Origin of the sequence: Caulobacter sp. SSI4214 (genome assembly GCF_012184455.1) — a bacterium.
In the GTDB taxonomy this organism is placed as follows: Bacteria; Pseudomonadota; Alphaproteobacteria; order Caulobacterales; family Caulobacteraceae; genus Caulobacter; species Caulobacter vibrioides_E.
This window is the reverse complement of record NZ_SZWJ01000012.1, coordinates 65751-79986: the sequence shown is the minus strand read 5'-3', so window position 1 is coordinate 79986 and position 14236 is coordinate 65751. Positions and strand designations below refer to the sequence as shown.

The 14236-nt window shown below is 67.5% G+C and carries 16 protein-coding genes and 2 pseudogenes; 11 read left to right on the top strand and 7 right to left on the bottom strand.

Annotation, left to right across the window (positions count from 1 at the left end; all coding sequences use genetic code 11):
* The 10 genes and pseudogenes from FCU40_RS05810 to FCU40_RS05770 all read left to right on the top strand — a co-directional run.
* Positions 1–177: pseudogene (locus FCU40_RS05810) on the top strand (cell division protein FtsA); the annotation flags it as partial.
* A gap of 273 nt (positions 178–450) precedes the next feature.
* A pseudogene (locus tag FCU40_RS23080) lies at positions 451–533 on the top strand (hypothetical protein).
* A 15-nt stretch (positions 534–548) separates the two neighbouring features.
* Complete coding sequence (gene ftsZ / locus FCU40_RS05805) at positions 549–2093, top strand: cell division protein FtsZ (RefSeq protein ID WP_168073575.1); 1545 nt, start codon at positions 549–551, stop codon at positions 2091–2093.
* 170 nt (positions 2094–2263) lie between these two features.
* Complete coding sequence (locus FCU40_RS05800) at positions 2264–2869, top strand: hypothetical protein (protein WP_175582060.1); 606 nt, start codon at positions 2264–2266, stop codon at positions 2867–2869.
* A gap of 82 nt (positions 2870–2951) precedes the next feature.
* Positions 2952–3419, top strand: coding sequence for an Lrp/AsnC family transcriptional regulator (locus FCU40_RS05795; protein WP_004619481.1), 468 nt, complete (start codon positions 2952–2954; stop codon positions 3417–3419).
* Positions 3420–3551: 132 nt separating this feature from the next.
* Positions 3552–4742, top strand: coding sequence for an amino acid aminotransferase (locus FCU40_RS05790; RefSeq protein ID WP_168073573.1), 1191 nt, complete (start codon positions 3552–3554; stop codon positions 4740–4742).
* A complete protein-coding gene (gene hppD / locus FCU40_RS05785; protein WP_168073571.1) occupies positions 4739–5812 on the top strand; it encodes a 4-hydroxyphenylpyruvate dioxygenase in 1074 nt (357 codons plus the stop codon). Before FCU40_RS05790 ends, hppD begins: the two co-directional genes overlap by 4 nt.
* 146 nt (positions 5813–5958) lie before the next feature.
* Entirely contained in the window at positions 5959–7248 is a 1290-nt protein-coding gene (gene hmgA, locus FCU40_RS05780; protein ID WP_168073569.1) for a homogentisate 1,2-dioxygenase, read from the top strand.
* A 24-nt stretch (positions 7249–7272) separates the two neighbouring features.
* Positions 7273–8280, top strand: a complete 1008-nt coding sequence (locus FCU40_RS05775) for a fumarylacetoacetate hydrolase family protein (protein WP_168073567.1) — start codon at positions 7273–7275, stop codon at positions 8278–8280.
* Positions 8277–8654, top strand: a complete 378-nt coding sequence (locus tag FCU40_RS05770) for a Rieske (2Fe-2S) protein (RefSeq protein WP_168073565.1) — start codon at positions 8277–8279, stop codon at positions 8652–8654. The genes FCU40_RS05775 and FCU40_RS05770 overlap by 4 nt, the downstream gene beginning before the upstream one ends.
* 25 nt (positions 8655–8679) lie before the next feature.
* Here FCU40_RS05770 and FCU40_RS05765 read toward each other — a convergent pair whose 3' ends face one another.
* From FCU40_RS05765 to FCU40_RS05750, 4 genes are all read right to left on the bottom strand, one after another.
* Positions 8680–9135: a hypothetical protein gene (locus FCU40_RS05765; RefSeq protein ID WP_168073563.1), complete on the bottom strand. Its 456-nt coding sequence runs from the start codon at positions 9133–9135 to the stop codon at positions 8680–8682.
* Between the two features lie 209 nt (positions 9136–9344).
* Positions 9345–9833: a RidA family protein gene (locus tag FCU40_RS05760; protein ID WP_168073561.1), complete on the bottom strand. Its 489-nt coding sequence runs from the start codon at positions 9831–9833 to the stop codon at positions 9345–9347.
* 23 nt (positions 9834–9856) lie between these two features.
* Complete coding sequence (locus FCU40_RS05755) at positions 9857–10258, bottom strand: cytochrome c (RefSeq protein ID WP_168073559.1); 402 nt, start codon at positions 10256–10258, stop codon at positions 9857–9859.
* Between the two features lie 11 nt (positions 10259–10269).
* Positions 10270–11871, bottom strand: a complete 1602-nt coding sequence (locus FCU40_RS05750; RefSeq protein WP_004619499.1) for a flavin monoamine oxidase family protein — start codon at positions 11869–11871, stop codon at positions 10270–10272.
* Between the two features lie 265 nt (positions 11872–12136).
* Between FCU40_RS05750 and FCU40_RS05745 the strand changes: the two genes are divergently transcribed.
* Entirely contained in the window at positions 12137–12694 is a 558-nt protein-coding gene (locus FCU40_RS05745; protein WP_168073557.1) for a GNAT family N-acetyltransferase, read from the top strand.
* 34 nt (positions 12695–12728) lie between these two features.
* Here FCU40_RS05745 and arsC read toward each other — a convergent pair whose 3' ends face one another.
* From arsC to FCU40_RS05730, 3 genes are read right to left on the bottom strand one after another with little or no spacing between them, the layout of a single operon-like run.
* A complete protein-coding gene (arsC, locus tag FCU40_RS05740) occupies positions 12729–13142 on the bottom strand; it encodes an arsenate reductase (glutaredoxin) (RefSeq protein ID WP_168073555.1) in 414 nt (137 codons plus the stop codon).
* A complete protein-coding gene (locus tag FCU40_RS05735) occupies positions 13139–13813 on the bottom strand; it encodes an MIP/aquaporin family protein (RefSeq protein WP_168073553.1) in 675 nt (224 codons plus the stop codon). Before FCU40_RS05735 ends, arsC begins: the two co-directional genes overlap by 4 nt.
* A 1-nt stretch (position 13814) precedes the next feature.
* Positions 13815–14171, bottom strand: coding sequence for a helix-turn-helix transcriptional regulator (locus FCU40_RS05730; protein ID WP_168073551.1), 357 nt, complete (start codon positions 14169–14171; stop codon positions 13815–13817).
* Positions 14172–14236 lie beyond the last annotated feature (65 nt).

The following is a 14236-nucleotide window of genomic DNA, read 5'->3' as shown; positions in this document are numbered from 1 at the left end:
GCCGCCTCGGGTCCCGCCTTCTGCGCCGCCGCCGGCACCCTGCACCGCACCGCCTTCGGCCCGCGAGAGGCGGTGTCCAGCAAGGCGCTGGCCGGCAACGTGTCGCGCAAGCGTCCGCTCGACCCCAACGCCAGTCCGATGGCCAAGGCGGCCGCCTGGCTGCGGGACAATCTTTAACAGCGCCAATGTCTCGGCGCTGGAATGTTCAAGCGTGAGTAACTCTACAGTTTAACCTTTGGGCCCGGTCGAGTATCTCGACCGGGCCTTTTGCTGTCTCGCGCAACGCTCGATCAGCGGAATTGTGCTCAGCGGCGTTCGGTCGCACGCGCCTGTGAATCCCCGCTGGAACCGTTGGTTCGCCGGGAGATTCTGTTGATAGACCACAATTTATCCCACGGTCGCGCTCGACCCGGCCACGACTCAGATTATGCAGTTAACTGCCGATTAACGATGGTGGTTGTTCTGTTAACACGATCGTCGAGGCATCACGGCGATTGGGTGTCGCCGAGGTTTATCTGACGATTTCGGCGTAAGGACGCGAGGGTCCCATGGCTATTTCACTTTCCGCGCCGCGTACCACCGAGCTGAAGCCGCGCATCGTGGTGTTCGGGGTTGGCGGCGCCGGCGGCAACGCCGTGAACAACATGATCGAGGCGGGTCTCGAAGGTGTTGAGTTCGTGGTCGCCAACACAGACGCGCAGCAGCTTCAGTTCGCCAAGACGGACCGTCGCATCCAGCTCGGCGTCCAGATCACCCAAGGCCTGGGCGCCGGCGCGCATCCGGAAGTGGGCATGAGCGCCGCCGAGGAGAGCTTCCCCGAGATCGGCGAGCACCTGGACGGCGCGCACATGGTGTTCATCACCGCCGGCATGGGCGGCGGCACCGGCACCGGCGCCGCGCCGATCATCGCCAAGTGCGCGCGCGAGCGCGGCATTCTGACCGTCGGCGTCGTGACCAAGCCCTTCCACTTCGAAGGCCGTCACCGGATGCGCCTGGCCGACAGCGGCATCCAGGAGCTGCAGCGCTACGTCGACACCCTGATCGTCATCCCGAACCAAAACCTGTTCCGCGTCGCCAACGAGCGCACGACCTTCGCCGAGGCCTTCGGCATGGCCGACCAGGTGCTGCACTCGGGCGTTCGCTCGATCACCGACCTGATGGTGCTGCCGGGCCTGATCAACCTCGACTTCGCCGACGTCCGCACGGTCATGACCGAGATGGGCAAGGCGATGATGGGCACCGGCGAGGGCACCGGCGAGGACCGCGCCCTGATGGCCGCTCAGAACGCCATCGCCAACCCGCTGCTGGACGAAGTCTCGCTGAAGGGCGCCAAGGCCGTGCTGGTCAACGTGACCGGCGGCATGGACATGACCCTGCTGGAAGTCGACGAGGCCGCCAACGCGATCTCGGACCAGGTCGATCCGGAAGCCAACATCATCTTCGGCGCGGCCTTCGATCCGTCGCTCGAAGGCGTGATCCGCGTGTCGGTCGTGGCCACCGGCATGGACGGCGCCTCGATCGCCCAGATCGAGCCCAAGCCCGTTTCGCGCAACACCTCGGCCGCCCCGCTGATCGCCGAGACGACCCGTCCGGCGCCGCAGCCGGAACCGGCTCGCCCGACCTCGCGCTACGAAGCCGCTCGCCCGGTCGAACGTCCGTCGGCCTACGCTCCCGCGCCGCAGCCCGAGCCGGCCCCGGCGCCCGAGCCCGAGATCGTCATGGCCGCGCCCCAGCCGCAGCCCGAGGCCGAGCTCTATTACGACGAGCCGCCCGTAGCTGAAGAACCGCGTATTTCCCAGCCGGCGCCCCGGCAGGTGACGCGGATCGTCGACCCCATGGTCGACGAAGCCGGCGACGAGCCGCTGTTCGGCGAGAACCACTATTACGAAGAGCGTCGTCCGCAGAAGCAGGGCGGGTGGCTCTCGATGTTCGGCGGCGGTCGCCAGCGTTACGATCAGCAAGCTTCGGCGCCGCAACCGCAGGCCCGCTCGACCCAGAGCGCCCGCCCGCAGCTCGCGCCGATCGAGACGCCGAAGACCGACGACGGCGAGGACCTGGAAATCCCCTCGTTCCTGCGCCGCCTGGCCAACTGAAAAGCGGACCCCGACGGGGGAAGCCGGAAGTGATCCGAAACGCCCTGGAGGAAACTCCAGGGCGTTTTGCTTTGCGGGGAAGCTTGCGGCCCCAGCGACGTCCGGCCAAGTTGTGATGCGCGCGTTCCCGGGCGCCCTGAACTCGCCATGCCGCTAAAGAGAGATTTCGCGTGTTCGCCACCCTCGCCTTGGTCGCCGTTCTCGCCCAAGCCGCGCCGACCGCCGCCCCATCGTCTCCGGATCCCTGCGCCTATGACCGCGCGGCGATGCTGGCCTTGACGCCGGCCGCGTTCGATCAGGACGTTGAAGGCGGGTGGCGCGCACTGTCTTCGAGGCCTGGATGCCGGGCGGCGGCGGCCGACCTGCTCGAAGCCTATCGTAAGGCGCACTGGGGGACGCTGACGCCCGCCGAGCTTCACTTGAACTACTGGCACGAGGGACAGGAGCGGGCCTCGCTGGATCAGCGCGCGCGCGCCAAGCCGCTTCTGCTGGCCGGCGTCAATCCGAGCGCCCCCGACGCGTATGCGAATGCCTTCGCGGAATACGCGATTGGCTCGGTGGCGTTCCTGGACAACGACCGGGCCGCGCTCCAGGCCGCGCGGGATCGTCTGGCGGCCGTCCCGGCGCCGAAAGATTGGCCCCAGCTGGCGGCTGATTTTCGCAAGAAGTTCGGCGCCGAGATGAAGTGGCCGATGAACCTCAATGTCCTGGACCACATGCTCGCGTGCTTCGGTCGGAGCTACGACGAGGCCTATGAGGGCTGCAAAAAGAAATAGCCGCGTTCTGACTTAATGGCCGCGCGTTTGGGCCACCCATGCTAGATCCGCGACGGCCCCGGTCACGTCTGAAGCAACGCCGATGAAACTTACCCGCGCCGATAGGAAGATCCTCCAGATCCTGCAGGAGGACGGGAAGATCTCGAACGTCGATCTGGCCGAGCGGGTAGGGCTATCGCCCAGCCCCTGTCTGCGGCGCGTCAAGCAACTGGAGGCCTCGGGCCTGATCAGCGGCTATGTCGCTCTGCTGGATCGACGCAAGGCCAAGCTGGACGTCCTGGCCTATGTCGAGGTGCAGGTGAACCACGTCGAGGGCGCGGCCGAGGCTTTTCAGCAGGCGGTGATGCGTCAGCCCGAGGTGGTCAGCTGCCACGTGATGACCGGCAGCTTCGACTATTTGCTGAAGGTGGCCGTGCCCAATCTCGACGCCTATGCCGACTTCACGATGAAGCGGCTGCTGAAGATGCCGTCGGTCAAGGACATCCGTTCGTCCTTCGTGCTGGATACGATCAAGGATTCCACGGCCCTGCCGCTCGACTATCTGAGCTGATCACAATCGGCCAGGTTTGATCCAGATCATTGGCACGATGTGACCAAAATGGCTTGATCATTGGTCATCATCGCAAAGTTCTGACCCTCGGGGCGCGATAAGCTGCTTTCCGCTCGCACTCGGAAAGTCGCCATGACCCACGCCTCCGTCTTCGCCGGCCTGACGCCCAAGGCGCCGGACTCGCTGCTGTCGCTGATCGGCGCCTATCGCCGCGACCCGCGCGCCGAGAAGATCGATCTGGGCGTGGGCGTGTTTCGCGACGACGCGGGCGCGACCCCGGTTCTGGATTGCGTGAAGGCCGCCGAACAACTCCTGCTGAACAGCCAGTCGACCAAGGCCTATCTGGGTCCCGAGGGCGACTTCGGCTTTCTGGACCTGCTGAAGCCGATCATCTTCGGCGACCTGGTCAGCCACGAGGTCTTCGCCGTGCAGACGCCGGGCGGGACCGGCGCGGTGCGCCTGGCCTGCGAGCTGCTGCAGGCCGCCAAGCCCGACCTCCGCGTCTTCATCGGCGCGCCGACCTGGCCCAACCACACCCAGATCCTGGACCAGCTGGGCCTGGAGACCGTGACCTTCCGTCATTACGACCAGCGCGCCCAGCGCCTGTGCTTCGACGAGATGATGGCGACGCTGGAGACCGCCCAGGCCGGCGACGTCGTTCTGCTGCACGGCTGCTGTCACAACCCGTCGGGCGCCGACTACAGCCTCGAGCAATGGGCGGCGATCGCCGAGCTGGTCGGCCGCAAGGGCCTCGTGCCCCTGATCGACCTGGCCTATCAGGGCCTGGGGCTGGGCCTCGACGAGGACGCCGCCGGCGCGCGCCTTGTCCTGGCGGCGGCCCAGGACGGCCTGCTGGCCTATTCCTGCGACAAGAATTTCGGCCTTTATCGCGAACGGGTCGGCGCGCTCTACACCCTGACGCGCGACGCGGCGACCCTGGACGTCGCCGCCAGCAATATCCGCGCCCTGGCGCGCACCAACTGGTCGATGCCGCCGGACCACGGCGCGGCCGTGGTTCGCGTCATCCTGGAGTCCGAGGCCCTGACCGCGCTGTGGCGGTCCGAGCTGGAGGCCATGCGCGCGCGGGTCGCCGACTTGCGCCAGCGCCTGGCCGCCGCCGTTCCGCTGCTGGCCCCGCTGGGCGGGCAGCACGGGCTGTTTGGCCTGCTGCCGCTGTCGCCGGCCCAGGTCGCCCAGCTGCGCGAAGACCACGGGATCTACATGGCGGGCTCTGGCCGCATCAATCTGGCCGGCCTGACCGTTAGCAACATCGACACGTTCGCGCGGGCGCTGAACGCCTGCCTGCAGGGAGAACCGGCATGAGCCTCGTCACGGAACAGAACCCCTTGGGTCTCGACGGCTTCGAGTTCGTCGAGTTCACCAGCCCCGATCCGGCGGCCATGAAGGCCCTGATCGAGCAGCTGGGCTTCGTCGCGGCCAGCAGGCACCCGACCAAGCCGGCGACCCGCTACAAGCAGGGCCGTATCAATCTGATCGTCAACGAGGATACGAGCGGCCAGGTCGCCGATTTCCGCGCCGCGCACGGCCCGTCGGCCAACGGCATGGCCTTCCGCGTCGAGAACGCCGAGACCGCCTTCGCCGAGGCCCTGAAGCGCGGCGCCAAGGCGGCGGACGCCTCCGGTTCGCTGCTGGGCCCGGACGCCAAGGTGCTGGAGGGCATCGGCGGGTCCTTGCTCTATCTGATCGACCGCTATGGCGACGGCGGCGCGATCTATGACGGCTGGGAGCAGGTTCCCGGCGCGGCCCTTGAAGAGGCCAAGAACAATGTCGGTCTCGACCTTCTGGACCACCTGACCCACAACGTCCGCCGGGGCCAGATGCGCACCTGGTCGACCTTCTACAATCAGGTCTTCGGCTTCGAGGAGCAGAAGTATTTCGACATCAAGGGCCAGGCGACGGGCCTGTTCAGCCAGGCGATGATCGCGCCCGACAAGGCCATCCGCATCCCGCTGAACGAGAGCCAGGACGACAAGAGCCAGATCGAGGAGTTCATCCGCGAATACAAGGGCGAGGGCATCCAGCACCTGGCCCTGACGACGGACAATATCTACGACACCGTCGAGAAGCTGCGCGCCCGGGGCGTCAAGCTACAGGACACCATCGAGACCTATTACGAGCTGGTCGACAAGCGCGTGCCCGGCCACGGCGAGGATCTGGAGCGCCTGCGTAAGAACCGCATCCTGATCGACGGCGCCGTCGGCGAGGAAGGCTTGCTGCTGCAGATCTTCACCGAGAACCTGTTCGGCCCGATCTTCTTCGAGATCATCCAGCGCAAGGGCAATCAGGGCTTCGGCAACGGCAACTTCCAGGCCCTGTTCGAGAGCATTGAGCTCGATCAGATCCGCCGCGGGGTGATCACGGTAGACGCCTAGATACGGGCCAATGGACGGGGCTCGCGCCCCGTCCCACAATCTCCGTCTCCCGGCGAAGGCCGGGGCCCAGATGAAGCCCACGAACCGCCCCGGATGAATCTGGGTCCTGGCGTTCGCCGGGAAAGTCGGGGTGGGGGAGGACGCACGTGACCAGCACCGACGCGCTCAAGTACCAAACCGGCTTCGGCTCGTATTTCGAGACCGAAGCCCATCCCGGCGCCCTGCCGGTGGGCCAGAACTCGCCGCAGAAGGTTCCGTTCGGCCTCTATGCCGAACAGCTGTCGGGCGCGGCCTTCACCGCGCCGCGTCACGAGAACCGCCGCAGCTGGCTCTACCGCCTCCGGCCCAGCGCCGGCCACGGCCCTTACGCGCCCTACGCCCAGGACAAGCTCGTCTCGGCGTTCGGCGGCCCGGTGACGCCCAACCGCCTGCGCTGGAGCCCGCTGGACATCCCGGCCGCCCCGACCGACTTCGTCGACGGCCTTGTCACCCTGGCCGGCAACGCCGACGCCGCGACGCTGAGCGGAATCGGCGTCCACGTCTATCTGGCCAACGCCTCGATGAAGAACCGCGTCTTCTACGACGCCGACGGTGAGCTTCTGATCGTCCCGCAGCAGGGCGTGCTGACCCTGGTGACGGAGTTCGGGGTTCTGGCCGCCGGTCCCGGCCACATCGCGGTGATCCCGCGCGGCGTGCGGTTCCGGGTCGAGGTCGAGGGGCCGTCGCGCGGCTATGTCTGCGAAAACCACGGCGCGCCGTTCCGCCTGCCGGAGCTGGGCCCGATCGGCGCCAACGGCCTGGCCAATCCCCGCGACTTCGAGACCCCCGTCGCCGCCTTCGAGGACGTCGATGAGCCGACCTTGGTGATCCAGAAGTTCCAGGGCGCGCTCTGGGCCGCCGAATGGGATCACAGCCCGCTGGACGTCGTGGCCTGGCACGGCAATCTCGCGCCGTACCGCTACGACCTCGCGCGGTTCAACACGATCAACACCGTCAGCTACGATCATCCGGATCCGTCGATCTTCACGGTCCTGACCTCGCCGAGCGACACGCCGGGGACGGCCAATTGCGACTTCGTGATCTTCCCGCCGCGCTGGATGGTGGCCGAGCACACGTTCCGCCCGCCGTGGTTCCACCGCAACGTGATGAGCGAGTTCATGGGACTGGTGCATGGCGCCTACGACGCCAAGGCGGGCGGCTTCGTCCCCGGCGGCGCCAGCTTGCACAACTGCATGAGCGATCACGGACCCGACGTCGCCAGCCACAAGAAGGCCACCGAGGCCGCGCTGGCGCCGCACAAGATCGACGGGACCATGGCCTTCATGTTCGAGAGCCGCTGGGTCATTCGGCCGACGAAGTTCGCGCTGGAGACTCCGGCGCTTCAGGACGACTATGACGCCTGCTGGACGGGCTTTCCCAAGGCGCGTCTCAGCTAACCAAGAACAGAAAAGGAAGCGCTGATGAAGCTCGCGTCTCTCAAGGGCGGCCGCGACGGCCGGCTGGTGGTGGTCTCCAACGACCTGGCCTGGTTCACCGACGCCGGGACCATCGCGCCGACGCTGCAGGCCGCGCTGGACGATTGGGAGCGTTGCGGACCGATGCTGGCGGGCCTCGCGGAGAGCCTCGAGCACGGCGCGGCGCCCAAGGCGCGCTTCCACGAGCACGACGCGCTCAGCCCGCTGCCGCGCGCGTTTCAGTGGGTCGACGGCTCGGCCTATGTCAATCACGTGCAACTGGTCCGTCAGGCGCGGGGCGCCGAGATGCCCGAGAGCTTCTGGACCGACCCGCTGATGTACCAGGGCGCGTCGGACGGCTTCCTGGCCCCGCGCGATCCGATCCCGCTGGCCGACGCCGGCTGGGGCTGCGACCTGGAGGGGGAGGTCGCGGTGATCACCGGCGACGTGCCGCTGGGCGCGAGCCGCGAGGAGGCCCTGGCCGCCATCCGCCTGGTCATGCTGTGCAACGACGTCAGCTTGCGCAACCTGATCCCGGCCGAACTGGCCAAGGGCTTCGGCTTCGTGCAGTCCAAGCCGGCCAGCGCCTTCTCGCCGGTCGCCGTGTCGCCCGACGCCCTGGGCGATGCCTGGAGGGACGGCAAACTGCACGGCGCCCTGCTGGTCGAGCTGGACGGTAAGGACTTCGGCCGCGCCGACGCCGGCGTCGACATGACCTTCGACTTCGGGACCCTGGTGGCCCACGCGGCCAAGACCCGTCCGCTTTGCGCCGGCACCATCGTCGGCTCGGGCACGGTCAGTAATCGCGGCGCCGACGGCGGTCCCGGCAAGCCGATCTCGGAAGGGGGCGTGGGCTATTCGTGCCTGGCCGAGCTGCGCACGGTCGAGACCATCCTGACCGGCGCGGCCAAGACGCCGTTCCTGCTGGGCGGCGACACCGTCCGCATCGAGATGAAGGACACCAAGGGCCACTCGATCTTCGGCGCCATCGAACAGACGGTCGAGCGGATTTGACGGACGACGGCGCCGCGTCGGTTGGGCGGGTCTGGTCGACGCCCGCCGGGGTGAACCTCGGCCCGCTGGACCTGATCAAGGACGGCGGCGCGCGAAACTACGTCCTCCAGATCGGCGACAAGCGGTTCCACGGCTTCGTGGTCCGGAAAGACGAGGCGGTGTTCGGCTATGTCGACCGCTGCCCGCACGCCGGCCTGCCGCTGGCCCAGACCTTGGACCAGTACCTGACGCCGGACGGCGGCCTGATCGCCTGCTCGTGGCACGGCGCGGTGTTCACGGTGGAGGAGGGCGCCTGCGTCGGCGGTCCGTGCGTCGGGGCGCGGCTGACGCCTTGGGCGGTCACCGCGAGCGGCGGCCGCGTCATCACGGCTTAGGCGGCTTGGTTTCGGCCAAGGCGCGCTAAGGCTGGCGTTCGGCCTCGATCAGAGTCTCGCCCTTGGCGTTCATCGCCGTGGCTGGAACCATCGACGGATTTCCGGGGTAGCGCTTGCCGTTGAAGTGTAGCCGCGCCTCGTGCGGCTGGACTCCGCCTCCGGCGACCAGCACGCCGATGTCGCGCCAGCCGTGAGTGCTCGTAGCCAGGCGACGGATCGGCGGGCGCGTGATCATGGTGTGAAGCACGACGCGATAGTTCGCTCTGTTCGGGGACAGGACGTAGAGATTGCAGCCGCCGCTGCCGCAATGGTCCTCGTCCTTCACATAGACGAAGATCTCTGCCCGGCCGTCCCTGTTCAGGTCGGCCTGAGCTGTGTCGTAGATATGGGCGTGCAGGACCTCGCGCACGACCTTCTCGGCGGCGGGCGGAAGCCGCCCCGGCGCGACGATCTTGGCGGCGAGAAGCAGGGCGATCAACATGCCCGGATATTAGGCCGATAGCGATCCGGAGACAGCCTCGCGGCATCCCGCGCACAAAAGAACGGCCGCCCTCCAGGAGAAGAGGGCGGCCGAGTCATTGGGAGGAAACGCCCGAAAGGGCTGGGTTCCATATAGCTGTTTGAATTTCGCTTGACAACGTTGTCACGAAAATAATTTCGCGAAACGGTGAAATCCGAAGCTGGGTCCGGCTATTTGACCTTCTTGGCGGCCTGGACCTCGATCTCGACCAACATGCCCGGCTGGACCAGCGAGGCGACCTGGCTGGTGATGCGGGCCGGCTTGTTGGGCTGTTCGGCCGTGCCGAAGAAGGTCTTGTAGGCCTCCATCATGCCGGCGAAGTCCATCTTGCCGTCCTTGGCCGGGTCGCCGACCAGGAGGACGCGCATCATCACGACGTCGGCCATGGTCGCGCCTTGGCTCTTCAGCGTGTCCTGGATGCGGGTCAGGACGCTCATCGTCTGGGTCTTGGTGTCGCCGCCGAACATGGCCGGACCCGTCGCGTCCTTGTTGACGACCGCCGGGGTGAGGCCGCTGACATAGATGGTCTCGTAGCCGGGCGGCACGGTGACGACGCTGGCGATCGGCGACTTGGGATCGCCGCCGCGGACGATCTCCTGAGCATGGGCGGCGCCCGCGAGCGCGCAGAGGCCGGCGGCGAGGGCGGCGAGGCGTTTCATGATGGTCTCCCGTTCGGAATGGATCAGTGGGCTTGCAGGCCGCGGGCCTTGGCGGCCGCGTTGGCGGCGGCGCGGGCGGCGGCGACGTCGGCGGGCTTGATGGCCGAGGCCTTGTTGCCCCAGGACGAGCGGACATAGGTCAGGATGGCCGCCAGGTCGGGATCGGTCAGGTCATCCTTGAACGAGGGCATCCCGGCGCGACCGTTCAGCACCGTGGTGATGACGATCTTGGGATCGCCCTGCACGAAGGGCGAGCCGGCCAGGGCCGGGAAGGCGCCCTTGACGCCCTTGCCGGTCGGCTGGTGGCAGGCCGAACAGTTGTCCATGAACAACTGCTGTCCGCTGGCGGCGAAGGCCAGGGCGGGGGCGGCGATCCCGACGGCGAGGGGAAACGCCAGGGCGGCGAGACGACGAGCGGTGATCACGTATTTCCCCCTCAGGCCTGTTGAACGCGGGCGTGGATCTTGCCGATCTGCTGCCAGGCCGACTCGATGGCGCCGGCCTGCCAGCCGCCAAGGTAGCTGAGATGTTCGCCGGCCAGATAGAGGCGGCCGTCGGGTTGGCAAAGGATCGGATACGCGTTCTTGCGGCCGGCCTCGCTCCATTCGGCCCAACCGCCCAGATTGTACTCAGCCAGGTGCCAGCTGAACGAAAAGGCGCTTTCGAAGTTGTCGGCGTATTCGGGGAAGATCTTCTGGCCCGCCGCCACGGCGAAGGCCGCGCGGTCGGCCGGGCTTTTGGCGCTGATCTTGGCCGCCTCGCCGCCGAAGGCGTAGTAGCCCAGCAGCACGCCCTTTTGCCCTTGCCAGCCGGTGGAGGGCAGGGAGATCGAGTTGATCCCCGGCAGGTCGGTATAGATGTGGCCGCCGTAGATGTGGTGTTTCTCTTCCCAGAAGCGGGTCTTCATCTGCAGGCCGATCTTGTTGACCGGCGCGTAGGAGACCCCCTCCATCGCCGCCTTGAACGGGGCCGAGGCGTCGAGATCGATCTGCTTGAGCACGCTGAGCGGGATGGTGCAGAGGCAGTAGTCGGCCGTCACCTCGCCGGGCTTGCCGTCGGCGCCCTTGTACGAGACCGTCACGCCGGTCGGCGACTGCTTGATCTTCTCGACGACGGCGCCGTAGCGGATCATCGGTCCGACCCGCTTTTCGAAGGCCTTGGCGATCTGATCCATGCCGCCGACGGGCTGCAGCATGGTGCGCTGCTGCTCGAAGCCGGTGACCGAGCTCAGAACCCGCCAGGCGTTGCTGTCCAGCACGTCCTTGAAGGCGAACGGCGGCAGCTCCTTGCCGGGACCAGGATCGACGCCGGCGCCAGGGCTGATCGAAAAGCCGCGACCTTCCGTGCCCTTGTAGGCCAGGTCCTTGGTCAGGCGGCCCTCGTTGACCAGGTAGGCGATGAACTTCTCGCGATCCAGGCCGGTCAGCGGGGCGTCCAGCGCGCCCTGGCTAGCGGCCTTGGCGACCAGCTCGGCGGTGTAGCCGCGGATGTCGGCGGCGATCTCGCCCTTGCGCACCGGCTTGCCCGCCAGCGGACCCGAGCCCTTCTCGAAATAGACGTAGGAGGCGTCGTTGTCGTTGACGAAGCTTTCCAGCGGTACGCCGAAAGCCTTGGTGTAGTGCAGGGTCGAGCGGTGGTGGTACGGGATCCGCCAGGGGCCGACATTGATGTACAGGCCGTCGTCGAACTCGCAGGTCTGTTCGTGGCCGATCAGGTCGGTGTGCTTGAAGCCCTTGCGCGCGGTCTGGCAGCGGCCGCCGGCGAAGGACCGCGCCTCCAGGATCTGCACCTGATAGCCGGCCTTGCTCAGCTCGTAGGCGGCGGTCATGCCCGCCAGGCCCGCGCCCAGGATGATGACCTTGGTCCCCTTGGCTCCGCCCGTCAGCTCCGGCGGCAGTTCGGTCGCCGAGGCCATCGAATAGCCCAGGGCCTCCATGCCCGACAGCACCAGCGACATGCCGCCCACCGCGGCCAGGCTTTCGAAGAACCGGCGGCGCGTGAGCACGCCTCCCGCCACGCCGGCATCCAATCCGCTCATGATACCCCCGACCCTTGCTTGCCCGCCGGACTCGTCGTCCAGCGCGGGTCCAGCGACTTGACTCCGCGCTGGACAGTGACATCTCGAAAGTCCGCACACGGCGATGCAATCCGTTTTCGGTCGAGGTCCGGGCCGACCGGCCGGACGCCTCGCCATTGGGCGCCCGGAGCGGCCGATGTGCGATCGATGGGCGCGGGCGGGTCATCGCGCTTTGTCGGACGGAATCCCTATTTCGCGCGGGCGCGCCGCCTCGCGATGGAGTGAAATGATGTCAAATCCGCCCGCCTCGAGCCCAGCGCCGCGCCTTCGCCTGGCGCGCCCCGAGGACATGCCGACGCTATCGGCCTTGATGGGCCGCGCCATCACCGAGCTGCTGCCGGCCTTTCTGCCGCCCGAGGGCGTGCGGGCCTCGTTCGAGGTCATGGGGTTGGACACCCAGCTGATCGCCGACGGCACCTATTTCGTCGTCGAGGCGGACGAGGCGATCGCCGGTTGCGGCGGCTGGAGCCGGCGCGCCACGCTGTTCGGCGGCGACCATTCGGCGGGGCGTGACGCGGCTCTGCTCGATCCCAAGGTCGACGCCGCGCGGGTGCGGGCGATGTACACCCACCCCGATCACACGCGAAAGGGCGTTGGGCGGATGATCCTCGACGCCTGCGAAGCGGCCGCGCGGGCCGAGGGCTTCACCCGCGTGGAGATGGCCGCCACGATGGGCGGCGTTCCGCTGTACCGGGCGTGCGGCTACCACGAGATCGAGCCGTTCGAGGCCGAGACCTCCACCAGCTACCGCGTGCCGCTGATCCGGATGGGCAAGGGGTTGTAGGGCCGGCGCGACCAAGCGCCCGGGCGCGAGGTCGTCAGAGCTTGACGACCTCGCCATCCTCCTTGGTGAAGCGCTCGGGCCTCCGCTCCAGAAGGTCGAGCACGACTTCAGACGGCCTACAGAGCTTCACGCCTTTCGGCGTGACGACGATGGGGCGGTTCACGAGGATCGGATGCTCGACCATGGCGTCCAGGATGCGGTCCTCGCTGACATCGTCGGCCAGAAGGCCCAGCGCTTCGGCGGGCGTTCCCTTTTCGCGCATCAGCGCGCGGAAGGTCAGGCCGGCTTCGCGCGCCAAGTCCCGCAACTGGTCGTGGGTCCAACCGGCCCGCAGATACTCGACGATCTTGGGCTCATGGCCGGCCGCCTCGATCATGGCGACGGCGTTGCGCGATGTGCCGCAGGCCGGATTGTGGAACACGGTGATCGGAAAGTCGTCGTCGCTCATGAAGTCTTTTCCGCTTTGAGCAGCCAGCCCAGAACGCTCGCCGCGAGCAGCGCGCCGACGACCTGGGCCGCGATGAACGCCGGCGCGCTGGACGGGGCTATGCCGGCGAAGGTGTTGGATAAGCAGCGCGCGATCGTCACCGCGGGATTGGCGAACGCGGTCGAGGCGGTGAACCAATAGGCGGCGACGATGTAGAGGCCGACGGCCATCGCCGTATTCTCCGGCCGGAAACGCGCCGTTCCCAGGATCGTCACGATCAGACCGAAAGTCGCGACGCCCTCCGACAAGACGAGCGCGCCGCCTGTCCGTGAGTGGGTCGAGATCTGGAGGATCGGCGCGCCGAACATGGCGTGCGCGGCCCAGACGCCGACAATGGCGCCGAGGATCTGGGCGATGGGATAAGCCAGGGCCAGCCGCCAGGGGATCTCGCGTCGCAGCGCCGCGATCAGGGTCACGACCGGGTTGAAGTGGGCGCCGGAGATCGGTCCGAACACTCCGATCAGCACGACCAAGGCCGCGCCGGTCGCCAGCGCGTTGGCGAGCAGGGCGATGGCGGTGTTTCCGCCCGCCAGACGCTCGCCCATGATTCCGGAGCCGATCACCACGGCCAGCAAAAGGGCCGCGCCAAGGCTTTCGGCCGTCAGGCGTCGGAGGGCGTCGAAGCGTCCCATGTCAGCAGGCCGAGCCGGGCGCGCAAGCCTTCGCGCGGGCGAGGATCGCGTCCAGGGGCGTGCAAATTTCCGGCGCGCCGCCGCAGCAGTCTTCCATCAGGAAGGCCAGCAATCGGCTCATCGCGCCATAGTCCGCCGAGTAGATGATCGACCGTCCTTCTCGTCGCGAAGCGATCAAGCCGGCGTGGGACAGAATGTTGAGATTGGCCGAGAGGCTGTTTGGCGGCACGGCGAGCCCGCGCGCGATCTCGCCCGCCGCGATCCCCTGCGGGCCGGCCTTCACCAGCAGACGAAAGACCGCCAGACGGCCCTCGTGACCGAGGGCGGAGAGCATGTTGATCGCGGGCTTTGATTCCATATTTCCAATATTATGGAAATGAATACCTCTGGCAACGTCGTCCTCGAAGCAAAAGGGGCGGACCT